General features: G+C 72.2%; 19 protein-coding genes and 5 pseudogenes. 12 read left to right on the forward strand and 12 right to left on the reverse strand.

What is annotated here, in order from left to right; translation table 11 throughout:
• The first annotated feature begins 101 nt into the window (after positions 1 to 101).
• Positions 102 to 947, forward strand: a complete 846-nt coding sequence (locus ACOBQB_RS15320; RefSeq protein WP_423598490.1) for a class I SAM-dependent methyltransferase — start codon at positions 102 to 104, stop codon at positions 945 to 947.
• Positions 948 to 978: 31 nt separating this feature from the next.
• On the opposite strand, the gene ACOBQB_RS15325 is transcribed toward ACOBQB_RS15320, so the two are convergent.
• Positions 979 to 1,620: a cysteine hydrolase gene (locus ACOBQB_RS15325; protein ID WP_423592277.1), complete on the reverse strand. Its 642-nt coding sequence runs from the start codon at positions 1,618 to 1,620 to the stop codon at positions 979 to 981.
• 181 nt (positions 1,621 to 1,801) lie between these two features.
• Between ACOBQB_RS15325 and ACOBQB_RS15330 the strand changes: the two genes are divergently transcribed.
• Positions 1,802 to 2,269, forward strand: a complete 468-nt coding sequence (locus ACOBQB_RS15330) for a pyridoxamine 5'-phosphate oxidase family protein (protein ID WP_423592278.1) — start codon at positions 1,802 to 1,804, stop codon at positions 2,267 to 2,269.
• A gap of 192 nt (positions 2,270 to 2,461) precedes the next feature.
• Here ACOBQB_RS15330 and ACOBQB_RS15335 read toward each other — a convergent pair whose 3' ends face one another.
• The gene (locus ACOBQB_RS15335) at positions 2,462 to 3,364 is read right to left on the reverse strand and encodes a LysR family transcriptional regulator (RefSeq protein ID WP_423598492.1); all 903 of its coding nucleotides are present in this window, start codon (positions 3,362 to 3,364) and stop codon (positions 2,462 to 2,464) included.
• A gap of 190 nt (positions 3,365 to 3,554) precedes the next feature.
• On the opposite strand from ACOBQB_RS15335, the gene ACOBQB_RS15340 reads away from it, so the two are divergent.
• Positions 3,555 to 4,577 (forward strand): DMT family transporter, encoded by a 1,023-nt coding sequence (locus ACOBQB_RS15340; RefSeq protein ID WP_423592280.1) that lies wholly within the window; start codon positions 3,555 to 3,557, stop codon positions 4,575 to 4,577.
• Positions 4,578 to 4,636: 59 nt separating this feature from the next.
• On the opposite strand, the pseudogene ACOBQB_RS15345 reads toward ACOBQB_RS15340, so the two are convergent.
• Positions 4,637 to 5,966, reverse strand: a pseudogene (locus ACOBQB_RS15345) (aminotransferase class I/II-fold pyridoxal phosphate-dependent enzyme).
• 92 nt (positions 5,967 to 6,058) lie between these two features.
• On the opposite strand from ACOBQB_RS15345, the gene ACOBQB_RS15350 reads away from it, so the two are divergent.
• Both ACOBQB_RS15350 and ACOBQB_RS15355 read left to right on the forward strand, forming a co-directional pair.
• On the forward strand, positions 6,059 to 6,799 hold the full coding sequence (locus ACOBQB_RS15350) for a pyridoxamine 5'-phosphate oxidase family protein (RefSeq protein WP_423592282.1): 741 nt from the start codon (positions 6,059 to 6,061) through the stop codon (positions 6,797 to 6,799).
• Complete coding sequence (locus tag ACOBQB_RS15355; RefSeq protein WP_423592283.1) at positions 6,799 to 7,440, forward strand: FMN-binding negative transcriptional regulator; 642 nt, start codon at positions 6,799 to 6,801, stop codon at positions 7,438 to 7,440. The genes ACOBQB_RS15350 and ACOBQB_RS15355 overlap by 1 nt, the downstream gene beginning before the upstream one ends.
• 97 nt (positions 7,441 to 7,537) lie before the next feature.
• On the opposite strand, the gene ACOBQB_RS15360 is transcribed toward ACOBQB_RS15355, so the two are convergent.
• The 3 genes and pseudogenes from ACOBQB_RS15360 to ACOBQB_RS15370 all read right to left on the reverse strand — a co-directional run bounded on the left by ACOBQB_RS15360 (position 7,538) and on the right by ACOBQB_RS15370 (position 10,485).
• Positions 7,538 to 8,503, reverse strand: a complete 966-nt coding sequence (locus ACOBQB_RS15360; protein WP_423598494.1) for a DMT family transporter — start codon at positions 8,501 to 8,503, stop codon at positions 7,538 to 7,540.
• Between the two features lie 228 nt (positions 8,504 to 8,731).
• Entirely contained in the window at positions 8,732 to 9,814 is a 1,083-nt protein-coding gene (locus ACOBQB_RS15365; RefSeq protein WP_423592285.1) for an EamA family transporter, read from the reverse strand.
• A gap of 99 nt (positions 9,815 to 9,913) precedes the next feature.
• A pseudogene (locus ACOBQB_RS15370) lies at positions 9,914 to 10,485 on the reverse strand (Clp protease N-terminal domain-containing protein).
• Positions 10,486 to 10,682: 197 nt separating this feature from the next.
• Between ACOBQB_RS15370 and ACOBQB_RS15375 the strand changes: the two are divergent.
• Positions 10,683 to 10,871, forward strand: coding sequence for a hypothetical protein (locus ACOBQB_RS15375; RefSeq protein WP_423592287.1), 189 nt, complete (start codon positions 10,683 to 10,685; stop codon positions 10,869 to 10,871).
• A 75-nt stretch (positions 10,872 to 10,946) separates the two neighbouring features.
• On the opposite strand, the gene ACOBQB_RS15380 is transcribed toward ACOBQB_RS15375, so the two are convergent.
• Positions 10,947 to 11,801, reverse strand: a complete 855-nt coding sequence (locus ACOBQB_RS15380; protein ID WP_423592289.1) for a putative protein N(5)-glutamine methyltransferase — start codon at positions 11,799 to 11,801, stop codon at positions 10,947 to 10,949.
• A gap of 358 nt (positions 11,802 to 12,159) precedes the next feature.
• On the opposite strand from ACOBQB_RS15380, the gene ACOBQB_RS15385 reads away from it, so the two are divergent.
• Positions 12,160 to 12,588 (forward strand): type II toxin-antitoxin system Rv0910 family toxin, encoded by a 429-nt coding sequence (locus ACOBQB_RS15385; RefSeq protein ID WP_423592290.1) that lies wholly within the window; start codon positions 12,160 to 12,162, stop codon positions 12,586 to 12,588.
• An 86-nt stretch (positions 12,589 to 12,674) separates the two neighbouring features.
• On the opposite strand, the gene ACOBQB_RS15390 is transcribed toward ACOBQB_RS15385, so the two are convergent.
• Positions 12,675 to 13,340, reverse strand: coding sequence for a PadR family transcriptional regulator (locus ACOBQB_RS15390; protein ID WP_423592292.1), 666 nt, complete (start codon positions 13,338 to 13,340; stop codon positions 12,675 to 12,677).
• Positions 13,341 to 13,472: 132 nt separating this feature from the next.
• On the opposite strand from ACOBQB_RS15390, the gene ACOBQB_RS15395 reads away from it, so the two are divergent.
• Both ACOBQB_RS15395 and ACOBQB_RS15400 read left to right on the forward strand, forming a co-directional pair.
• Positions 13,473 to 13,607 (forward strand): hypothetical protein, encoded by a 135-nt coding sequence (locus tag ACOBQB_RS15395; RefSeq protein ID WP_423592293.1) that lies wholly within the window; start codon positions 13,473 to 13,475, stop codon positions 13,605 to 13,607.
• 580 nt (positions 13,608 to 14,187) lie between these two features.
• Positions 14,188 to 15,009, forward strand: coding sequence for a PhzF family phenazine biosynthesis protein (locus tag ACOBQB_RS15400; protein WP_423592294.1), 822 nt, complete (start codon positions 14,188 to 14,190; stop codon positions 15,007 to 15,009).
• A gap of 215 nt (positions 15,010 to 15,224) precedes the next feature.
• Here the strand turns inward: ACOBQB_RS15400 and ACOBQB_RS15405 are convergent, their stop codons facing one another.
• Positions 15,225 to 16,028: a CPBP family intramembrane glutamic endopeptidase gene (locus ACOBQB_RS15405; RefSeq protein ID WP_423598496.1), complete on the reverse strand. Its 804-nt coding sequence runs from the start codon at positions 16,026 to 16,028 to the stop codon at positions 15,225 to 15,227.
• A 334-nt stretch (positions 16,029 to 16,362) separates the two neighbouring features.
• Positions 16,363 to 17,895, reverse strand: coding sequence for a glutamate--cysteine ligase (locus tag ACOBQB_RS15410; protein WP_423592296.1), 1,533 nt, complete (start codon positions 17,893 to 17,895; stop codon positions 16,363 to 16,365).
• Between the two features lie 484 nt (positions 17,896 to 18,379).
• On the opposite strand from ACOBQB_RS15410, the gene ACOBQB_RS15415 reads away from it, so the two are divergent.
• Positions 18,380 to 18,973, forward strand: a complete 594-nt coding sequence (locus ACOBQB_RS15415) for a hypothetical protein (RefSeq protein ID WP_423592297.1) — start codon at positions 18,380 to 18,382, stop codon at positions 18,971 to 18,973.
• Between the two features lie 89 nt (positions 18,974 to 19,062).
• Positions 19,063 to 19,254, forward strand: a pseudogene (locus ACOBQB_RS15420) (transposase); the annotation flags it as partial.
• Between the two features lie 109 nt (positions 19,255 to 19,363).
• Here ACOBQB_RS15420 and ACOBQB_RS15425 read toward each other — a convergent pair.
• A pseudogene (locus ACOBQB_RS15425) lies at positions 19,364 to 19,669 on the reverse strand (IS110 family transposase); the annotation flags it as partial.
• A gap of 119 nt (positions 19,670 to 19,788) precedes the next feature.
• On the opposite strand from ACOBQB_RS15425, the gene ACOBQB_RS15430 reads away from it, so the two are divergent.
• The gene (locus ACOBQB_RS15430) at positions 19,789 to 20,475 is read left to right on the forward strand and encodes a hypothetical protein (RefSeq protein WP_423592298.1); all 687 of its coding nucleotides are present in this window, start codon (positions 19,789 to 19,791) and stop codon (positions 20,473 to 20,475) included.
• A gap of 9 nt (positions 20,476 to 20,484) precedes the next feature.
• On the opposite strand, the pseudogene ACOBQB_RS15435 reads toward ACOBQB_RS15430, so the two are convergent.
• Positions 20,485 to 21,186: pseudogene (locus ACOBQB_RS15435) on the reverse strand (MFS transporter); the annotation flags it as partial.
• Between the last annotated feature and the right edge of the window lie 287 nt (positions 21,187 to 21,473).

The following is a 21,473-nucleotide window of genomic DNA, read 5'->3' on the forward strand; positions in this document are numbered from 1 at the left end:
CATACTAGCCCGGCGCCCCACCGTGGCCGAGGCCACGTCCCCCAGGAGGCACTCCCATGAAGCACACGGAGCACACGGAGCACATCGATCACACAGAGCACGTGGAGCGCATCTCCAACACCGAGCAGGCACAGGCGTGGAACGGTTACGAGGGCAACCACTGGGCCCGGAACCAGGACCGCTGGGACGCCGTGAACGCGGGCTTCACGGAGCCTCTCCTGACGGCCGCCGCACTCACCGACGGCGACCACGTCCTGGACGTCGGCTGCGGCGCCGGAGCCACGACCCGCCAAGCCGCACGCCGCGTGGAGGGAGGCCGCGCTCTGGGGCTCGACCTGTCAGGGCCGATGCTGGAGCGCGCCCGGGCAAGTGCCCGCCGAGAAGGGCTCGGCAACGCGGCGTTCGAGCAGGGCGACGCCCAGGTCCACCGCTTCGAACCGGGCACCTACGACGCCGTCATCAGCCGCTTCGGCGTGATGTTCTTCGCCGACCCGGTCGCGGCGTTCACCAACATCGCGAGAGCCCTGCGCCCCGGGGGCCGCGCCGCCTTCGTCTGCGCCGCCGATGCCGAGGGCAGCGAGTGGCTCCAGGCCATGGCGGGCCTCCGCGACATCCTGCCGATCGGCGGCTTCGGCAAACCGGGCGGCCCCGGCATGTTCTCGCTGGCCGACCCGGACCGCACCCGCGACATCCTGACCGCCGCGGGGCTCGTCCGGCTCGGCGTCAGGCACGTCGAGGCGTACGGCGTCTGGGGACGGGACGCCGACGACGCGGCCGCCTTCCTGCTGGGCTCCGGCCCCGGCCGCCACCTGCTCGCCCAGGTCGGACCGCGCGACCAGGAGCAGGCCCGCCACACCCTCACGGACCTCCTGCGCCCGTACGAGCGTGACGGCGCCCTGCGGCTGCGGGGCACCGCCTGGCTGGTGACGGCCGAGCGGCCGGAGTAGAGCGGGGAGCCGTTGACCGGCCTGCCGAGCCCTACGCCCCGCGCGGCCGCTTCCACGCGCCCAGTACGTCCTGCGTGCTGGTGATGGTGGCGACGAGCGCGAGGGTGTTGCGGACCATCGCGGGCGTGTAGTCGGCGGGGACTCCCGCGATGGCGTCGGCGGGCACGGCGGCGGTGTAGCCGAGGTTCACCGCGTCGAACACGGCGTTGGGGATCGCGACGTTGGCCGAGACTCCGGTGACCAGGAGGGTGCGGCAGCCGAGGTTGCGCAGCAGCGGGTCGACGCCGGTTCCCGCGAGCGGTGACAGGCCGTGCAGGCGGCGTACGACGAGGTCCTCCTCGGCGACTTCGACGGGCGGCGCGATCCGCACGGCCCGCGTCCCGGAGAGCTGCTGCACGGGAAGGCGTTCGGCGGCGCGGAAGAGCCGGGCGTTGCGGTTGGCCCCGCGCCCGTCGGGCCGGCGCTCGGCGACCGCGTGCAGGACCTGGACGCCGCTCTGGTGCGCCGCGAACACCAGCCTCGCGACGTTGGCCAGAGCGCCGGACGAGCGTGCCTCCTCGGCCAGTTCGGGCAGCGCGCTCTCGGTGCCCACGACGCCTTGCTGGCACTCGACGGTCAGCAGAACGGTGGTGGCGGGGTCGAGGACCTCCCTGAGCTGTTCGTACGACGGCATGGGCTCCCCCTGTCGTGGACGTCCGGGACAGCCGGCCCCGGCGGCGGCCGGAGCCCGGAATCCGCGCGAGGCTAACGGCCATTGCGCCACGAAGGAAGAGCCCCCATTCTTCTCTGACGCCCTGTCAATTACAGGCGTGGGCGTGAGGCACGGGAAAAGGAAGAGCCGATCGGGAGGACACATGGCCGTCACACAGCGCCGGGGCCGCAGGATCATGATGACGCCGGACGAACTCGACGCGTTCCTCGCCACGGAGCGCACCTGCCGGGTGGCGACGGTCTCCGCCGACGGCGCCCCGCACGTCAGCACGCTCTGGTTCGCCTGGGACGGCACATCGCTGTGGCTGTACTCGATCATCCGCAGCAAGCGCTGGGCCGATCTGCGCCGGGATCATCGGATCGCCGTGGTGGTCGACACGGGCGAGGAATACGGCGAGCTGCGCGGCGTCGAGCTGTCCGGCACCATCGAATTCGTCGGGGAGTCCCCGCGCACGGGCGAGCCGTGCCCCGAACTCGACGTCCCGGAGCGGTTGTTCGCCCGCAAACTCTTCGGCCTGGACGAGATGCCGCACGACGGCCGCCACGCGTGGATCCGGCTCACACCGGACGCGATCGCGTCCTGGGACTTCCGCAAGCTCGCGGGGCTCTAGGCGGGGCGGCGCACTGAGGCGGGGCGGCGCGCCGGCGGGCTCCAGGCGAGGCGGCGCGCCGGCAGGGCTTCAGGCAAGGCGGCGCGCGGGCGGGCGGGCTCTAGGCGAGGCGGCGCGCCGGCAGGGCTTCAGGCAAGGCGGCGCGCCGGCGGCGCTTCAGGCGAGCGGTGGGCCGGTGCCGCGCCGCGAGGCCTAGCGCAGACCCGCCCCGGCCGCCCGCAGCGCCTCCACCGCGGCCCTGATCGACGGGCGTCTGTCCGCGTCCGCCCGCCACACCACGTACACATGGCGCCGCACCCGGTGCCGCACCGGGACCGTGCGCGCCCCGGCCGGCATCGGGTCGCGACCCAGCCGCGGGGCCACGCAGACGCCGAGGCCGGCCGCGACCAGGGCGAGCTGGGTGTGGTGCTCCTGTGCGCGGTGCGCGATGCGCGGTTCGACGCCCTTGCCTCGCAGTGTGAACATCAGCCACTCGTGGCAGAACTCGCCCTCGCCCCAGGTGATCCACTCGTCCTCCGCGAACTCCTCCAGGTCCACTTCGGACCGGTCCGCGAGGGGATGCGCGGCAGGCATGGCGATGTCGGCGGGATCGTCGAGGAGCGGCGCCTTGACCAGCCCGTCCGGGACCGGCAGCGGTTTGTTGTACCAGTCGAGGACGACCGCCATGTCGATGTCGGCGCGCACCACGGCCGACACCGCGGGCGCCGGCTCCAACTCGTGACAGCCGACCCGCAGCCCCGGGTGCTCGGCGCGCAGCGCGGCGAGCGTGGCGGGCAGCAGGCCGCGCATGGCCGTGGGGAACGCCGCGATCCGCAGCTCGCCGACCGCCTTGCCGCGCTGTTCCTCCAGGTCGGCCTGGGCGCGTTCGACCTGCGAGAGGATCCGCGCGGCGTGCTCGGCGAGCAGCCGCCCCGCGTCGGTCAGACGTACGCCCCGGCCGTTCTTGGCCAGGAGCTGCTGGCCGACCTCCCGCTCCAGCTTCGTCATCTGCTGGGAGACCGCGGAGGTCGTGACGTGCAGGCCCGCCGCGGCTCCGCCGACCGAGCCGTGCCGGGCGAGGGCGTCGAGCGTGCGCAGGCGCTCCAGGTTCAGCACGGTCACGCTCCGGGGTCGGTGCTGGGTCAGGGCGTTGGAGGAGGTGAGGCGGTTGGGGCGGTTGGGGCCGGGCGTCGGGGAACCCCCGCACTCGACATGTAAGCGGTCCCGACATGTAAGCAGTGCTACGCGATACCGCGCAACAAATATCGCTTGTGCTAAGAGATCATCGAGGCCCATCGTGGAACCCATGAGTAACCCGCCCCCACGCTCCGGCTCGGCCGCCACCGCCTCCGCGCCCCTCCGTTCCACAGGTGCAGAAGGCCGCCCAGCCCCACCGGCTGCGGCAGCGGACCGCTCTTCGGTCACGCCCTCGGGGCACCCGGCAGGCCGCCCCGGCCTCGACTGGCGTGTCCGCTTCGGCATCCTCTCGTTGATCTGGGGCTTCAGTTTCCTGCTGATCAAGGTGGGCACGGACGCGTACGCGCCGTTCCAAGTGACCCTGGGGCGGCTGGTGTTCGGCACGGCTGTGGTCGCCGCCGTCCTCGTCGTGAAGCGCGAGCGGCTGCCGCGCGGGGCACGGACCTGGCTGCACCTGGCGGTGGCGGCGCTGTTCCTGAACGCCCTGCCGTTCTCCCTCTTCGCCTACGCGGAGCTGACGATCCCCTCGACGCTCGCCGGGATCTGCAACGCGACGTCGCCACTGTGGGGCATGGCCCTCTCGCTCGTCGCGCTCTCCGAGGACCGCCCGACCCGGCGCCGCGTCGCGGGCCTCGGCATCGGCTTCTTCGGGGTGCTGACAGTGCTGGGTGCCTGGCAGGGCTTCAGCGGCCTCGACCTCACCGGCACGGTGCTGGCGCTGCTCGCCTCGCTCTGCTACCCGATCGGCTGGATCTACGTCCGCCGCACGCTGGCAGGCTCGGGCCACTCGAACCTCTCCTTGACCGGCGCCCAGTTGCTGCTGGCGACTGCCGAACTGGCCGTCGTCACGCCCATGTTCACCTCACTGCCGACGAGCTTCCCCCTTGTGCCGCTGCTGGCGGTCGTGGCGCTCGGCGCCCTTGGCACGGGGCTCGCCTTCCTGTTGCAGTACGCCCTGGTCTCCGAGGTCGGGCCGACCACCGCCCAGATGGTCACGTACTTCGTGCCGGTCATCGCGACCGCGGCGGGCGTCGCCGTGCTCGGCGAGTCCCTGAGCTGGTCGACACCGGTCGGCGCGGTGATCGTCCTGGCGGGCGCGGCACTCACCCAGTCCCGGCCACGCCACCCATGACGCGCCGCCAGTCGTAAACGGCTGGCCACCCCTGACACCCCGCCACCCGTGACACCCCGTCACCCATATCGCCGAGCCGGCGCGGGCCCCACGGCCGAGGCCACCGCGTCGGCCAACGGCACGATGTCCTCGTCGGCGAGTGCCGCGATGGTGATCCGCACCCCGGGCGGCGCGCCCAGCCGGAACCGCGCCCCGGGGCGACGGCCCACCCTGCGTGCAGCAGCCGGGCCACCGCCCCGGTCTCGTCCGGAACCGGCACCCATACGTTCATGCCGCTGCGCCCGTGCGCCGGTACGCCCCGCTCGGCGAGCGCCGCGGTCAGCGCGTCCCGCCGACGCCCGTACGAGGCCGCCACCACCGCGGGGTCGACCGCTCCGCCCTCCCAGAGCCGTACCACCGCACGCTGGAGCAGCCGGCTGACCCAGCCGGGGCCGAGCCGCTGGCGCCCCTGCACCCGATCGACGGTGACGGGATCGCCGGTGAGCACGGCGAGCCGCAGGTCGGGGCCGTACGCCTTGGCGGTCGAGCGCACCAGGGCCCAGCTGTGGGTCACCCCCGCGAGCGGGTGCAGCGGCAGATCGACGATGCCGTGGCCGTGGTCGTCCTCGATGAGCAGCGTCCCCTTGTGCGCGGCGAGCACCTCCCGCAGCGCACGCGCGCGTGGAGCGCTGACAGCGGCGCCCGTGGGGTTCTGCGCGCGGTCGGTCACGACGACCGCGCGGGCGCCTTCGGAGAGGGCCCGCTCCACCTCGGCGGGCAGCGGCCCGTCGTCGTCCACACCGACGGGGACCGCCCGCAACCCCATGGCCGAGACGAGATCGAACAGGCTGCCCCACCCCGGGTCCTCGACGGCCACCGCGTCGCCGGGCTTGAGGTGGGCGGCGAGTACCCGCTCCATGGCGTCGAGCGCTCCGGAGGTGACGGCGACGGGCCCGGCCGGAACCCCTCGGCCTCGAAGGCCGTACGCACGTGCCGTTCGAGTTCGGGGTCGACGGCGCCTTCTCCGTAGAGGACCGGTTTCTCGTCGCCCTGTGCCGCGGCCGCCGCGAACGCCTCGGTGAGCGCGGGCAGCAGGCGCGTGTCGGGGTTGCCCTTCGATACGTCCCGCACCCCGGGTGGCGCGTCCACGCGGATCAGCTCACGGGCGGTCGTGGCGGGCTTCGGCCGGACCCGGCTGCCGCGCCGCCCGGCCGTCTCGATGACCCCGCGCTCACGCAGTGTGCGATAGGCGGCTGCCACGGTATTGGGGTTCACCCCGAGCCGGGCCGCCAACTCCCGCATGGGCGGTAGCAGTTGCCCGGGCTCAAGCCCACCGTCACCGACGGCCCGCTCCACACTGGCGGCGATATCAGCTGCGCGACGACCTTCGATCCGATACTCTCCTAGCACAAAATAAAGTATGCACTAGTACAAACAAGACAGCAACATCCCCATGCAACACCGCACCAGCAACACCGCACACGGATCAGCAGGGAGAGGCCATGCAGACGACGCCGACCACCACCTCGGGCACCACGGGCACCCCGGTCGCCCCGGGCACCGCTTCGCCGGAGAGCGCCGCCTACGCACCGACCGACCGCACCGCCCCCACCCGCGGACGGGAGCGGGCTTCGTACGACCGTGAGACGGTGCACGCGATACTCGACGAGGCCTACGTCTGCCATCTCGGTTTCGTGCGCGACGGCTCCCCTGTCGTGCTGCCGACGCTCTACGGCCGCGTGGGCGAACGCCTCTACGTGCACGGCTCGACGGGGTCCCGGCCCCTGCGCATGGCCGGCGCCATCCAGGACGACCAAGCGGACCCGGGCCTTGAGGTCTGCCTGACCGTCACCCACGTCGACGGCCTCGTCCTGGCCCGCTCCGCCTTCCACCACTCGATCAACTACCGCTCGGTGGTGGTCCACGGCACCGCCCACCAGGTCACGGACCCGGAGGAGAAGCTGGCCGCCCTGGACGCGCTCGTCGACCACGTCGTGCCGGGCCGCTCCGCCGACTCGCGGCCCGCCAACGCCAAGGAGATCGCGGCGACCGCCGTGCTCCGCCTCGATCTGAACGAGGTGTCCGCGAAGGCCCGCACCGGCGGCCCGAACGACGAGCCCGAAGACATGGACCTCCCCTACTGGTCGGGCGTCGTCCCGCTGCGCAAGGGCCACGACCCCGTGATCCCCTCCGACGATCTCGCAGCCGGCATCGACGTCCCCGACTACCTGGTGGAGCTGTAGTGCTGGTCCACCCCTGGGATGCCGCCCGCACCGACACCGAGTGGCAGCAGTGGCTCGCCGCCCACGACTTCGGCCAGCTCGCGGTGAACGGTCTGCCGGGTGAGCCCCCGCACGTCCAGCCGATGCACTTCACGTACGAGGCCGGCCACGGCGAGCACGGCAGGGTACTGACCCACCTGGCCCGCCCGAACCCGCTGTGGCGGGCCGTGGAGAGCGACCCCGAAGTGCTCCTGAGCGTGGTCGACGACTACGTGTTCGTGCCGGGCCCCTGGCAGGCCGCCCCCGAAGGCCCGGCCGAGCACGGCGTGCCCACCAGCTTCTACGCCGCCGTCCAGCTCCGCTGCACCGCACGCGTGGTCGACGACCCCGGGGAGAAGGCCGACATCCTGAACCGTCAGGTCGGGCACTTCCAGCCGCGGGGCGGCTCCGCGCGGGCGGCGGTCGGCGAGGCGCCGTACGGCCGCATGCTCCCGGGCATCCGTGGACTGTGTCTCGAAGTGACCGACGTACGGGCGAAGTTCAAGTACGCGAACCACAAGCCGGAGGAGGTGCGGGAGCGCATCGTCGCGGGGCTCACCGAGCGGGGCGGGCCCGGTGACGCGGCCGCCCTGGCGCACCACCTGCGCCGCCGTGAGGCCTAGCCGGGACCGGGACCTGCGCCGCCGTGAGGCCTAGCCGGGACCGGGCGGGGCCGCCTGCCGCCCACGGGGATGTGGACAGCAGGCGGCCCCGCGACGGCTATACCGGCGCCGCTGCTTCCCTGCGCGCCGCCACCAGGCTCCGCGTCTCGGCGACCGCGAGCCCCGTCACGGCGGCGAGCATCAGCACCGTGCCCGCGACCGTCGCCACCGTCAGCGCCTCGCCGAGCAGCGCGACCGCGATGACGGCGGCGCTGACCGGCTCCAGGAGCATGATCACGGAGACGGTCGCGGACCGCACGACGGCCGCTCCGGCGAAGTACAGCGCGTACGCGACCGCCGTCGGCACGGCCGCGATGTACAGCAGATAGACGCCCACGCGCGCGGGTGCGGCGGTGTGCGGCACCAGGCCCTCGGCCGCGGCGAGGGGCAGCAGGCAGAGCGCGACGACGGCGAACGACCACACGGTGGTGTCGGACGAGTCGGCGCCGCCGTCCCTGCCCCACCACCGCGTGAGCAGCGTCATCGCCGCGTACGCGGCCGCGGAGAGCAGCGCCCAGAGCACGCCCATCGGCCGGACGGTCGCGCCACCGCCGCCGAGGACGAGCACCACGAGCCCGGCCAGCGCGCCCACGACGGCGACGGCCCCGCCGCGCCCGAGCCGCTCCCCCAGGGCGAGCCGTGCGCCGAGGGCGATGAGGACGGGCCCCGACCCCATGGTGACGACCGTGCCCACCGCCAGGCCGGTGATCTGGACGGCCGCGAAGTAGGCCGTCTGGAAGACCGTCAGGGCCACGCCGGTCACGACGATCCGGCGGATCCTGCGGCTCAGCGGCTCGGTGGCCGGTCGGCCGTACGTCCTCACGCGGCGCGGCCGCATCAGGCGCGCGGCGAGCAGCAACAGGAAGCCGCCCGCGCACCGCCAGAAGGAGAGGCTGACCGGCCCCATGTCGCTGTCCTGGAAGACGAGCGCGGCGGCGGCACCGGCGGTGCCCCAGGCGGTTCCGGCGACGATCAGATAGAAGAGGCCCCGCCCGACGGACAGGCCGAGGACGGCGTTCGACACGCTGGACGTGCGACAGATGTGGGACGTGTTGGAAATGTGGGACGTGTTGGAGATGTTGGACGTGTCGGACACGTGAGTTCTCCGCAGCAGAGAAGGAGGGAAGGAATCTGACTCCGTCTGCGGGCAGCACCGTTCCGCCCGGCCACCGGCCGGGCGTGATCCGTGAATGCCCCGCGCTAGGCGGCGGGGGGCGGAAGAACGAGTGCTCGTGCGTACATGATCAGCACACTAGGTCGCGCCGCCGCTGCGCGACAACTCCGTTTCGGGATCCGGGACGCCGCCCTTCACGGAGGGCTCGACCGGCGCCGATGACTGCGCGATGAACGCGCCGGCGAGGACGACCGCGCCGCCGACGATCTGCGGCGCCGAGAGGTGCTCGCCCAGGATCACCCAGGCCAGCGCGGTCGCGATGACGGCCTCCAGGCAGGCCACGACGCCGGCCACCTGCGGCGAGAGCCTGCGTACGGACAACACTCCGGTGACGTAGGCGACGACGGTCGCCACGAGCACGATCCAGCCGAGCAGGATCCAGGCGGGCACGGTCGAGCCGTCCAGGTCCGCGCCGCCCGCGAGCACCGACCAGTCCATGCCCCACGGGCGTGCAACGACGGTCAGCACGGCGGTCCCCACGAGCAGGCCGTACGCGATGACGCCGAGGGGGTCGGGGGCGTCCGCGCCGGCGTCGCTGCCCTGGTCGGACAGGACGAAGTAACCGACCTGGCAGCAGGCGGCGCCGAGGGCGAGCAGCAGTCCGACGGCGTCGAAGCTCAGCCCCGACCACACCTCGACGACGCATGCGAGGCCGCCGACCGCGAGCACCACGCCGAGGGCGGCCGCCCGCGTCACCGGCCGCCGCTGCACGAAGCGGACCCAGCCGAGCACCAGCGCGGGGGCGAGGTACTCGATCAGGAGCGCGACCCCGACCGGGATGCGGGAGAGCGCGGCGAAGTAGCAGGCCTGGACGCCCGCCACGGCGAGCAGACCGAACCCTGCGAGCAACGCGGGCCTGCGCCGCGGCAGTGCGCGGTGGCGCCAGGCCACGGGCAGCATCACCAGGGCGGCGCCCGCCACCCTCAGCCACACCACGTGCAGGGGGTCGAGGCCCGCTTCGATCAGCGGCTTCGCCGCGACGCCGGAGCCACCGAAGGCGACCGCCGACACGAGGGCGAGGCCGAGCCCAAGGCCGCGGCCCGGATTCCTGGAGCCGCCTCCGCGACACCCCTCACTCCCTTGGAGCCCCTGGTTGCTCCCGTGGAGCCCCTGGCCCTTCTGACTCCCCTGAACCCCTTGAATCCCCTGAGACGCTTGCACCGGCACATCATGGCAGGACGTGTCATGACCGTCATCCCGTCTGACCCCTGTCTCAGTCGGCGGACGCCCACGGCTCGCCGGGCCCCCGGCCGGGGCGGATCAGCGGCCCGAGCTGTGGCCGCCCGCGAACCCGTGGCCCCCGGAGGTGTACTGCCGGCATCCGGCCTCGACGCGCTGGAGCAGCATCTCGACGCCGACACCCGCCCGCCCCAGGACCTCGACCGCCCGGCACTCCGGGTCGGCGGTGAGCCCGGCGAGCAGGTCCATGCCAAGGGCTCGCGGGTCCTCGCGCGACGCGGCGCGCTCCAGCGCCAAGTCCATCGCGGAGAGGGCTGCGGGCGAGAAGCCCGCCTCCTTCACCGCCCCCACCACGGGCACGGCACCCGAGTCCTCGACGGCGCCCTGCCACCGCAGGCCGTACCCGATGCTGCGCTGCACGAGGTAGCCGAGGAGACGCACGACCTGCGCGCCGTTCTCGAAGACGGCGCGCACCTCGGGGTCGGTCTCCAGCAAGGAGTGCAGCAGGTGCGCGGTGTCTATCTGCCGGTCCCCGTCCCGCACGGCACGGCGGCGGCGCTGGCCACCACCGAGGCCAGCTCCGCGCTGAGTCGCGTGTCGAGTTCTGCTCGGGTCGGGCCGGGTTCGGCTTCCGGCGGGGTACGGCTTTGCACATCTCCCACCACATCAACGACCAGTGGCATATGCATCGGCGGTGGGAAGCATCTTCGCGTCCGACGCAAGTTGGGCGACCGCGCTGTGGTTGTCCTCCTTACGGATGAGATCCGGCCGACCGGCTGCGAGGGGGCGCGCCGCCTTGCCCGCCCCCCGCCGAGGGCAACCCCGGCGGGGGGTCGCACGTCTCACAAGCATGGAGAGCAGGTGCTGGATGGTCGCCCTGCCGGCAGTCGACGGCAGGCAGTACGTGTACCGGGTGTACGCACCTGACGACGCACTGCCCGCCGACCTGTTCTGGGACGCCTGGCACTGCCACGACGAGAGCCCGCTCCCGAGGGCGTCGGACCTCTTCGACGCGGCGGTGATCCGCCGGATCGGCTAGCCCGGCACCTCACGCGACGTACGTACTGCCCGACGTGCCCCACGCGCCCCACGCGCCCCACGCGCCCCACGCACGCTAGGCACCCGGCCTGCTCGACCCACTTGAGGCACTTGCGGCACTTGACGCGCGCGAAGCGCTCCCGGGCCACGTGCCGATGACGACCGTGGCGTACAGCTCGTCGTCCTCGACCACCCGCGCCGTCAGGCCCGCCTGTTCGACGGCTTTCACGGCGGCGGGCACCTGCCCCTCGCTCGTCTCGAACAGCAGGTGGCCGCCGGGCGCCAGCCAGCGCGGGGCCCCGGCGGTCACCCTGCGCAGCACGTCGAGCCCGTCGCTGCCACCGTCGAGCGCCACCCGCGCCTCGTGGACACGGGCCTCGGCGGGCAACAGGCCGACGTCGCGGGTGGGTACATAGGGGACGTTGGCCAGCAGGACGCCGACGCGGCCGCGGAGGGTGCCGGGCAGCGGGTCGTAGAGGTCGCCCTCGTACACCTCTCCCCCGGCGGCCTCGACATTGCGCCGGGCGCAGCGGACCGCCGCGGGATCGATGTCGGCGGCGTGCAGCTCGACCCGGTCGAGGCCCGTGGCGAGTGCGGCGCCCAGCGCGCCCGATCCGCAGCACAGGTCGACGACGACGGCTTCGCGCCCCGCGAGCGCGGCGGCCTGGGCGACGAGGAACTCGGTACGGCGGCGCGGTACGAAGACACCCGGGTCAACGGCGATCCGCAACCCGCGGAACTCGGCCCAGCCGACGACGTGTTCGAGGGGCAGACCGCCCGCCCTGCGCTCCACCATGGCGGAGACCTCGGCCGGGGTACGGGCGGTGGACAGGATCAACTCCGCCTCGTCCTCGGCGAAGACGCAGCCCGCGGCACGCAGCGCCGTGACGACGGCGGTGCGCTGCTCGCAAGAGGGTGCGGCCGACGGCAAGGGCGACGGCTGGGATCGAGATGCGGAGAAAGCAGAGAAAGCGGAGAAAGATGAAACCGACACGCGAAAAAGACCTTCCGGGATCCCGACGGGGCTCCCTCGGGTCACCTATGCCGGGTGAACCGCGTGGTCGCGAGGAGGAAGCACCCGACCTGCTACTGCGGTAATGGGTCTCACCTCCAAGGCGCGTCGCCTGCGGCCGTCGCAGGACAGGGGAACAGTACCCCACCCCTTCGGGGCCTGCGACTCCCTGACCGTTCTGACGGTTCATCAGTATTGAATGTTCGAGGCCCTGCGGCTACGTTCCGCGACACCGCAGCTGCGGCTGTCGCAGCGCCCGACGCGAAGGGGTGCCCGCATGGCCGAAGTCAGCGCGGAAGCACGGATGGAGGCGCCCGCGGAGAAGGTCTGGGCCCGGCTCACCGACTTCTCCTCGTACGGCGAATGGAACGCCACCCACACCAGCTTCCCCAAGGGCCCGCCCCCCGCGCTGGAAGTGGGCGGCACCTTCGCGGAGAACATGAAACTGATGGGCTTCCCCGCCGAAGTCACCTGGACCGTCGTGGAACTGACGCCCGCCCGCACCCTGGCCATCGCCGGAAAGGGCCCGATGGGCGTCAATGTCAGCACCCGCTACACCCTCACCCCCGACAGTACGGGCACGCTGGTCCGCATCGAGGGGGAGTTCACCGGCGCCGCCGTCTCCCTGATGGCGGGCAAGCTGAAGGACTCGGCGTCGGCCGCGCTGAACGAGTCGCTGCGCAAGCTGGCCGCCCTGGTGCCCTGAAGGCCACCCTCCACCGACACAGCTGAGGCGCCCCACACGCATGTGTGGAGCGCCTCAGCCGCGACAGGGGCCCGCGCCCCGTCACCTCAGTCCTCATCGGCGAGGATCAGGTACAGCTTCTTGCGGGCGTCGTTGATGACGGAGACCGCCTTCTCGCGCTGCTCCTTGCTGCCGGTCTTCCAGACCTGGCCGAACGCCTCCATCAGACCGAAGCCGGCCTGCCGGATCTCGTTCAGCGTGTCCCAGTCGACCCCGCGCCCGGCCTCTTCCCAAGGAGCCTCCGGCCCCTCCTCGGCAGCCTCGCGGCCGGCGTCGGTGAGCGAGAAGAGCTTCTTGCCGCCCTCGCTCGCGCTGCTGATCAGCCCCTCGTCCTCCAGGAGCTGGAGCGTGGGGTAGACCGAGCCGGGGCTGGGCTTCCACGCGCCGCCGCTGCGCTCGGCGATCTCCTGGATCATTTCGTAGCCGTGCATGGGGCGGTCCTTCAGGAGGGCCAGGATCGAGGCGCGCACGTCACCGCGCCGCGCCCGCCCGCGCGGGCCGCCGCGACCGCCGCGGCCACCCCAGGGACCGCCGGGGCCGCCGGGCCCCCCGAAGCCGGGACCGAACGGACCGAACGCCCCGCGCCGCCCATCGAAGCCCCCGAACCCTTCACGGCCGTCGCCGCCTCGTCCTGGACGGCCGCCGTGCCGACCCCGCCCATGCTCGTGCTCATGCCCCTGTCCGAAACCGGGGCCAAATCCGTGGGAACGCATACAGATCACTCCTCGTGTCAGGTCGACGATCAATCACGTATCGATCGCGATGCTTCAACGATATATCGGGAGCGGTCTCCCAGCAACCCCCGTTCTCACTGAACGTCGTGTCGCGAGAATGACGAGCGGCGCGTGAGCCAGGCCCTGGCCCTGACCGAGGCCCATACCCGGGCCGCTGACGCCATCACCGAACTGCTGCGGGGCGAGCCCCTTCCCGTCGGTCCGTCCCCGCCGGGCCAACGGGTGCCCGCCGACATGCGGGGATGACACGGCCCCGCCCGCTTCCGGCGGCACACCCGCACCCGGCTTCCCCGCACCGGAGGGCGGCGCCGTCTACGTCCCGGCCCAAGAAGGGCCGCGGTACGGCGAGTCCGGCACGGGCGGCGCTCCCCGCCCGGCGGGCGGCCGTTCTGCCCGAGGAGATGGGCGTCCCGGTCCTGCCCCGGGACCAGGGAAAGGAACGTCGTCGTGGTACGACGCCCGCGGTCACCGCACCGGCACCTCGACGCTGCGCCCGCGCGCCGACGGCGGGGCCCCGCCGAACGCGCCGTTCTCCGGCACCGTCACCAGGGGCCGCATGGCGCACGCGCGCGTCCAGGGCCGCGGCTATCCGACCAGCGACACGCGTCACTGCGCGGTCCGCGGCACGTCGTCGGTACACGCCCGGGGAAGCATCGTCTTCGCCTGACGCCCGGGCCGGCGGAGCCCGGTCGCGCCCCGTTGCCGAGACCCGGGGCGCGACCGGCGGCCGCGGACTTCTGGCCCCGAGCGGCAAGGCCGTCAACCGGTCCACTTACCCAAGATTGGCCTTACCAGCCCCGCCCAATGGGCCACTACCGTCGACCACATGCCGACTTCACACCGCATCCGCATCGTCGACGCCTTCACCGACCGCCCCTTCGCCGGCAACCCGGCGGGCGTCCTGCTCCTCGACGCCTTTCCAAACGACACCTGGCTCCAGCACGTGGCCAGGGAGGTCAACCACGCCGAGACCGCGTTCGCCCACCGCCTCCCCGAGGGCGGCGAAGCGGACTGGGCGCTGCGCTGGTTCACCCCGGCCACCGAGGTCGATCTGTGCGGTCATGCCACTTTGGCCACCGCCCACGTCCTGCACACCATCGGCGCCGCCGCCGGCTCCGTCCGCTTCGCCACGCGCGGCGGCGTCCTCACCGCGACCGCGCACGACGACGGCACCCTCACCCTCGACTTCCCGACCGCCCCGCTCACCGCCACCGAGGTCCCCCCGGGTATCGCCGAAGCCCTGGGCGCGGAGCCGCTCGCCGCGTATGACACGGGTCGGCACATCGGCGACCTGCTGGTGGAGCTCGCCGACGAGAAGACGGTGCGATCGCTCACCCCGGACCACAAGGCCCTCGTCCGCCACTCGGAGCGCGGCATCATCGCCACGGCCGGGGCGGAAGACCCCTCCCGGGGCTACGACTTCGTCTCCCGCGGCTTCTTCCCTCGCGTCGGCATCGACGAGGACCCCGTGACGGGCAGCGCGCACACCGCGCTCGCCCCCTTCTGGTCCCAACGCCTCGGCCGCACCGGACTGACGGGCCTTCAGGTCTCCGCCCGCACCGGCCTGGTCCGCACGGAACTGCGCGGCGACCGCACCCTCCTGACAGGCCGCGCGGTCACGGTCATCGAGGGCGAACTCTTCGCCTGACGGCGCCCCCGCCCTCGTAACAGCGCGGTGGGGACGTACAAGAGAACTGTGGGGACGTAGAAGAGAACTGTGGGGACGTACGAAATCCCGGTGGGGACGTACAAGAAACACGCACGCGTACGTCCCCACACAGCCGCCCCGAGGCACCCGGCGCCCCGCGGCCACCCCCGGACCGACGCCCGGCCGTGCCCCGAACCCGCCCGCACCACCCCGCCTCACGAAGGCGTGGGCAGCCACCCCACCTTCCCCGCGAGCAGCGCGTAACCCACGAACGCCCCGATGTCCAGCAGGGAGTGGGCGACGACCAGCGGCCCCACCCGGCCCCACCTGCGGTACAGCAGTACGAAGACCACGCCCATCGCCACGTTCCCGAGGAATCCGCCGATGCCCTGGTACAGGTGGTAGGAGCCGCGCAGCACCGAGCTGCCCACCAGCGCGGCCATCGGCGTCCACCCCAACTGCCCGCACCGGCGCAGCAGGTAGCCGACGACGATCACTTCCTCCAGGACCGCGTTCTGTACGGCGGACATCACGAGGACCGGATACTTCCACCACACGTCCGGCAGCGCCTCCGGCACCACCGTGAGGTTGAAGCCGAATCCGCGGGCCGCGAGGTAGAAGGCGATGCCCAGGCTGCCGATCACCGCGGCGATCGCCGTGCCGCGTCCCAGGTCCGGCCATGGCCGCGTCCGGTCGAAGCCGAGCGTCCGCAGGCCCGCCCGCTCCCTCAGCAGGAAATGCGCGACCAGGGCGACCGGCACCAACGCGGTGGCGATCCCGAACAACTGCCACGCCAGATCAAGCCAAGGCCGCCCCGGCGCCTGCGACGCGTTCAACGTCGCCGCCTGGTCCTTCAGACCGCCCGGTCTGGTGACCGATCCGACGAAGCTGATCAGCGCGGACACCCCGCTCGCGCCGAGCGAGAGGGCCAGGACAAGCACTGTCTCGTCCCGCAGAATCCGCCGCGACGGCCCGCCCATCGGCAAAGAACCGGCCATCGGCCCCGGCTCCGCTTGCACTGACACCTCCAGTTGAGTGATCCCGCGTGAGGCCCATCCTGGCCCCGCCAGGGTCTCGGGCGGGCAATCAAGGAGGGGCACCACCGCCACGGGACATCACAGCTTGCCCGATGAGCACGGGACGGACGCGCCCGGCCCCCGGCCACGCTCACGCCGGCCCGCGTCGAGTCCGGCACCGAGACCGCGAAGAAACCCGGACGGCGTACGCGCGTGGCAGGTCAGACGCCCCCGTGATTTTGACGGACGACAGCGTCAACCACGAGCCGGGCGGCCACCCTCAAGGCCATCACGGAGACCGGCAGCAGCCAGGGCTGACGTCCGCCCGGGGCGAGGCTCAGCGGGGCAGCGGCACCGCCGGCCGCAGATGCCCCACCGGCCAGGTGTGCACCGGCTCGCCCTGGTGCATCAGCTCGCAGTACCGCCTGGTGGTCGCGGCCAGCGCCGCCTCCCTGGAGAGCCCGCTGTCCACGGCGCGATGGAACGTCGCGGCCTGCCACGACGCGCCGTTCACCCGCCGCCTGCACCGCTCCTCGATCACCCCGAGGTACAGATCCCGGTCCGCGGGCTCCACACCCCACGCGTCGAGCCCGGCGGCCGCGAGGGGCAGCAGTTCATCGCGTACGAGATCGACGGCAGGCACCTCGACGGTGCCGCCCGTGCCGCCGAGCCTGCCGCGCCGCGGCCACCGCAGCCGGGCGTCGATGCCGTACCGGCACGCGACGTCGAAGTTGTCGTGGGCGGCCTCGAAGGGCAGCCGCGTCCACACGGGCCTCGCCTCCTCCGCGAGGGCGCGCACGAGCCCGTAGTAGAAGGCGACGTTGGCGATGACGTCGGTGACGGTGGGGCCCGCGGGCAGCACGCGGTTCTCGACGCGCAGATGCGGGACGCCGTCGGCGATGCCGTACACCGGGCGGTTCCAGCGGTAGACGGTGCCGTTGTGCAGGACGAGTTCGCCGAGCTGCGGCACACCGCCCGCGTCGATGACGCCCAGCGGGTCCTCCGCTTCCATGAGGGGCAGCAGCGCCGGGAAGTAGCGCAGGTTCTCCTCGAAGAGCTCGATTGGCCCGGTGATCCACCGCTCCCCGAACCAGGTCCGCGGCCGCACCCCCTGGGCCTGGAGTTCGGGCGGTCGCGTGTCGGTGGACTGGAGGAAGAGCGGGGGCCGCGACTCGCGCCACAGCTCGCGGCCGAACAGGAACGGCGCGTTGGCGCCCACGGCGACCTGCACCGCGGCGACGGCCTGCGCCGCGTTCCACACATCGGCGAAGCGGCCCGGGGTGACCTGGAGGTGCAACTGCACGGAGGTGCACGCCGCTTCGGGCACGATCGAGGCGGACGTGCAGGTCAGCCGCTCCACCCCCTCGATGTCGAGGGCGAAGCGCTCGCCGCGCGCCGCCACGATCTGCTCGTTCAACAGGGCGTAGCGGTCGACGTCGGAGAGGTTGGCGGAGACCATGTCCTCCCTGTTCAGGGTCGGCAGAATGCCGATCATGACGATCCCCGCGTCGAGCTCGCCGGCTTTTCGGTGGGCGTAGTTGAGGCCGGTGCGCACTTCTTCGGCGAGCCGGTCGAGAACGCGTCCGCCGAGCCGGTGCGGGGCTATGTTCACTTCCAGATTGAACATTCCGAGTTCCGTCTGGAAATCCCGGCTCGCGATGCGCTCCAGAACCTGCGCATTCAACATTCTCGGCAGTCCGTCGGGCCCGGCGAGATTCAACTCGATCTCCATGCCCATCAGGTTCCTGGGCCGGTCGAACCGCTCCTCCTCCAACAGCCGCCGCAGTCCCGTCAGACACGCGCGCAGCTTCCTTCGGTACTGGTGGCGATCGGACAGGTCGAACGCGCCCGCCACGACCTTCTCACCCATCGAAGCGTCCCTCCTCGGACAGGCAGCCAAGGGTCCGGCCGCTGTGTACGGGGGATGATGCCCCGTCAATGTGATCGATAACGCCCCGTGGCGGCGCGCCGGGCAGTAGGCTCGGGGTCGTTGGCGCGAGGCACATTCACCGGGCATGCGGCACAGTGAGGATTCCGTTCCGGAGAACCTGGTCAAAAGTACCGGCGGAAATCAGCCGACCGCTCACCTCGCGAAATACGAGGTCATGGATGCGAAGCCTGCCCGAAATCGGGATAAAACCCTCAGAAGTACGACCCGATATCACCTTGCCCGCAATATCGACTGCACCTAGAGGAAACACCGCTCGAACACCTCTCATATAAACTGCGCAATCTAGGCAGAGAGTTGGCGCTCGCGGTCCCCCGGCCCCCGCCCCTCTGACCCAGAGCTGACAGCGACGTCACGCACCTGCCCCCGCTCCACTGTGCCTGTCGAATGAGAGAGGCGACCCACCATGCCGCTGCATGTCCTCCCGGCCCCCGCGCCCGCCCTGCGCAGCGTCCTCGCGGCACTCGGTTCCCCCACAGCCGTACGCGAGGCCCGGACCCCGGCCCTCCGTGCCGCCCAGGGGTCCGTGAGCCCCGAACTCCCGCTGCCCGTCCATGTGTTGGGTCGCACCGCACCCGACGGCACCTCGCCCACGCGCCTCGCCGGCTGGCGCTTCATGATCCGCGCCGGTGAGCGCACCCTCGCCGCGGCCGACACCATGCTCACGCCGGACGGCTGGGCCTTCTCACACTTCTTCGAGGGCCCCTACATCGCCTCCACCGAACGGGCCCTGCGGCACGCCGAAGCCATGCCGATACCCTGCCAGCCCCGGCTGCTCTCCGTACCCGAGCTCTACATGCTGACCCTCTGGCTGCACGGCGACTGCACCGACGACGGCACCGAGGCACCGCTCGCGGCCACCGATCTGCTGGTCCCACTGGCCCCGGCCCCGCCCGGCATCGCGGCCCACCGCCCGCACCGCGTCGCCGAGTTGCTCCCGGTCCTCACCCGCCGCCTGACGCCGACGGCACCCGCGCCCCTGCTCGGCTCGCCCGCCTGACCTCGCCACCCAGGTGGACCAGGTCGTGTCTCTTTGGCTCATCGGTCAGTTGATCGGACATGTCTGTCGGGCTGGTTATCGCTGACGTGATGTGGCAGCGGATGGGGCCGTTGATGCCGGTGGACCCGGTGCGGGGTCGGCGGTGGGTTTGCCATCGCCGCACAGTGGAGGCGATCGCGTGGAAGTACCGCACCGGTGTCCCGTGGCGGGATCTGCCGGCTGGCCTCGGTTCGTTCAAGACGGCGCACGAACGGCTGTTGCGATGGGCGCAGGACGGCAGCTGGGAACGCATCCCGGCGGCAGGACTCGCAACAGCGGATGCCGACGGCGTCATCGGCTGGAGGGTATCGGTGGTCTCAACTGTGTGCCGCGCACATCAGCATTGCGCCGCGACGGGTGGCTTTGGGGCAGCAGGCCGTGCAGCCGGTTCGCCACCCTGGTCGCCTCACCGGCCAGGTCGTCGTCGAACCCGACGATCATCTCCAGCTCTCCGATCGTCTCGTCCTCGCCGTCGATCGCCCGCAGCGTGTGGGGCATCGCGCGGGCCGCGTCGGCGATGATGAATGCGTCTTTCACGTCCGTCTTGGCCTCACCCGGGTAGAGGCCGGCGTTCCACCGCATCGTCAGATCTGGCAGGTAGGAGACCGGGCTGCCCCTGTCCTTCGCGACCGCCAGCGGCAGTGCCCCGATCGAGGCCCTCCCGAAGCTGACGGAGGCCGCCGGCAGCCCAGAGGGCGGTGGTCTTCCCGGCCCGCCTCGCCTTCGTCACCGGAGCCGGCTCCGTTCCATGATCGCTCCCCGGATAGGGTGTGTTCATGCCACGCAGCCCTCTCGCACTCGCCTGCATCGCCGTCCTCGCCACGGTCGCCCTCGCCGCCTGTTCCGCCGACGAGGAGCCGGGCAGCGCCAAGAAGCACTCGGGCGCCGAGAACGCGGGCCGCGCGGTGGCGAAGCCGATCACCGAGGACCTGCCGCAGGGCGCGATCACCCAGGCGCTCATGGGCGACGGCGAAGCGCTGCCCGAGTATTCCCTGCACGGCGACAAGAGCGTGATGGACACGGTCTACTGCAACGCCCAGGACGCCAAGGGAGCACCGAAGGGCTGGGTCCGCGGCGGGGACGCGTCCTACGAGTACCAGGGCTCCACGCTGAACATGGCCCACGTCTACATCTGTCTGCTCGACAGCCCGGCCGACGCGCACGCCGTGTACACCGCGATGAAGGGCTCCGAGGACAAGCCGCGGAAACCCTCCAAGCCCATCGGTGACGAGAGCGCTCTGTTCGTCAACCCCAACGGCACCGAGGACTACATCACGGGGATCAGCCGTTCCGGCAAGGCCGTGATCGAGGTGCGGCTCTCGGGTGGGGCGGGTGCGGGCGAGGACCCCACCGGCACCGAGGCGATGCTGGCCGCCACGTTGAAGCGTCTCCAGCAGGTCCAGGACGGCAAACCGGTCACGGCCACCGCGGCGCAGGAGAAGGCGGCCGTAGCGGGGCGGTGAGCCGTGGGCCTACCGGGCACGCGCCGCGGGTACCGGCCGCCGCAGCAGGTAGACACCCGCGGCCGACACCAGAAGGGCCATGCAGGCGATGAACACCAGCCCGGCGCCCTCCAGGCCGACCGGCCCCGCCAGCAGCCCCACGCCGATGACGGGCACCGAGATGCCCGTATAGGCCACCACGAACAGTGCCGAGATCACCGCCGCCCGCCGGTTCGCCTCGGACGCCTGGGCCACCGCGGCCAGTGCGCCGCGGAACGCCAGGCCGTGGTCGATTCCGCCGACGATCGCGCTCAGCACCACCAGCGGCAGCGGCTCCCACCACAACGCGCCCGCCGGCAGGGCCAGCCCGGCGAGGAGCGCGGCGCAGCCCAGGGGCAGCGAGCGGCCCAAGCCGATCCGGGCGACCGCCAGTTGCCCGGCGGTCGAGGCGAAGAAGGCCAGCGCGACCACCGCCCCGCTGACCGCGTGGTTGTGCACGTTCAAGGACTGGGCGAGGAAGGACGGGCTGACCGACGTGAAGACGCCGAGCAGGGCGAACCCCACGAAGGAGGCCGCCGCCGCGGGCCCGAAGACCGCCTGCACCCGTGGCGACAGTCCGGGCCGCTGCGGCCGTACGGTCCGCAGCGGCCGCCGCTCCCGCACGGTCTCCGGAAGCCGCAGCAGGACGGCGGCCGAGCAGGCGACCAGAGCGAGATGCACGGCGAACGGCAGGTCCTCGACCAGCCAGGCGTGCAGCACGTCGAGCCGCTCCTCGGGCGTGCCGTCCTGGTCGGCGGTCCAGGACAAGCGGCCCGGAACACCCTCCGCCGGAGTCTGGAACTCGACGACGCGTGCGTTCTGCGTACGTACGGACGCGAAACCGACGGGGTCGAAGGTGAAGGTGACGTCGTTCTTCTGGATGGGGCCGTCGCCCCTGAGGGAAGGCGATACCGGTGATGTTGTCGTAGTACGACTCCCGGGTGGAGGTGCCGGTCAGGTACGGCCAGATCCGCTACCCG

Origin of the sequence: Streptomyces sp. G5(2025), from assembly GCF_049542075.1 — a bacterium.
Classification (GTDB): Bacteria; Actinomycetota; Actinomycetes; order Streptomycetales; family Streptomycetaceae; genus Streptomyces.

Coding starts and splice junctions, on each gene's coding strand:
- ACOBQB_RS15325 (WP_423592277.1), bottom strand. CDS start 1,620: ATGCCGTCGTACGAACAGCTCAGGGAGGTCCTCGACCCCGCCACCACC.
- ACOBQB_RS15330 (WP_423592278.1), top strand. CDS start 1,802: ATGGCCGTCACACAGCGCCGGGGCCGCAGGATCATGATGACGCCGGAC.
- ACOBQB_RS15340 (WP_423592280.1), top strand. CDS start 3,555: ATGAGTAACCCGCCCCCACGCTCCGGCTCGGCCGCCACCGCCTCCGCG.
- ACOBQB_RS15350 (WP_423592282.1), top strand. CDS start 6,059: ATGCAGACGACGCCGACCACCACCTCGGGCACCACGGGCACCCCGGTC.
- ACOBQB_RS15375 (WP_423592287.1), top strand. CDS start 10,683: ATGGAGAGCAGGTGCTGGATGGTCGCCCTGCCGGCAGTCGACGGCAGG.
- ACOBQB_RS15385 (WP_423592290.1), top strand. CDS start 12,160: ATGGCCGAAGTCAGCGCGGAAGCACGGATGGAGGCGCCCGCGGAGAAG.
- ACOBQB_RS15390 (WP_423592292.1), bottom strand. CDS start 13,340: ATGCGTTCCCACGGATTTGGCCCCGGTTTCGGACAGGGGCATGAGCAC.
- ACOBQB_RS15400 (WP_423592294.1), top strand. CDS start 14,188: ATGCCGACTTCACACCGCATCCGCATCGTCGACGCCTTCACCGACCGC.
- ACOBQB_RS15410 (WP_423592296.1), bottom strand. CDS start 17,895: ATGGGTGAGAAGGTCGTGGCGGGCGCGTTCGACCTGTCCGATCGCCAC.
- ACOBQB_RS15415 (WP_423592297.1), top strand. CDS start 18,380: ATGCCGCTGCATGTCCTCCCGGCCCCCGCGCCCGCCCTGCGCAGCGTC.
- ACOBQB_RS15430 (WP_423592298.1), top strand. CDS start 19,789: ATGCCACGCAGCCCTCTCGCACTCGCCTGCATCGCCGTCCTCGCCACG.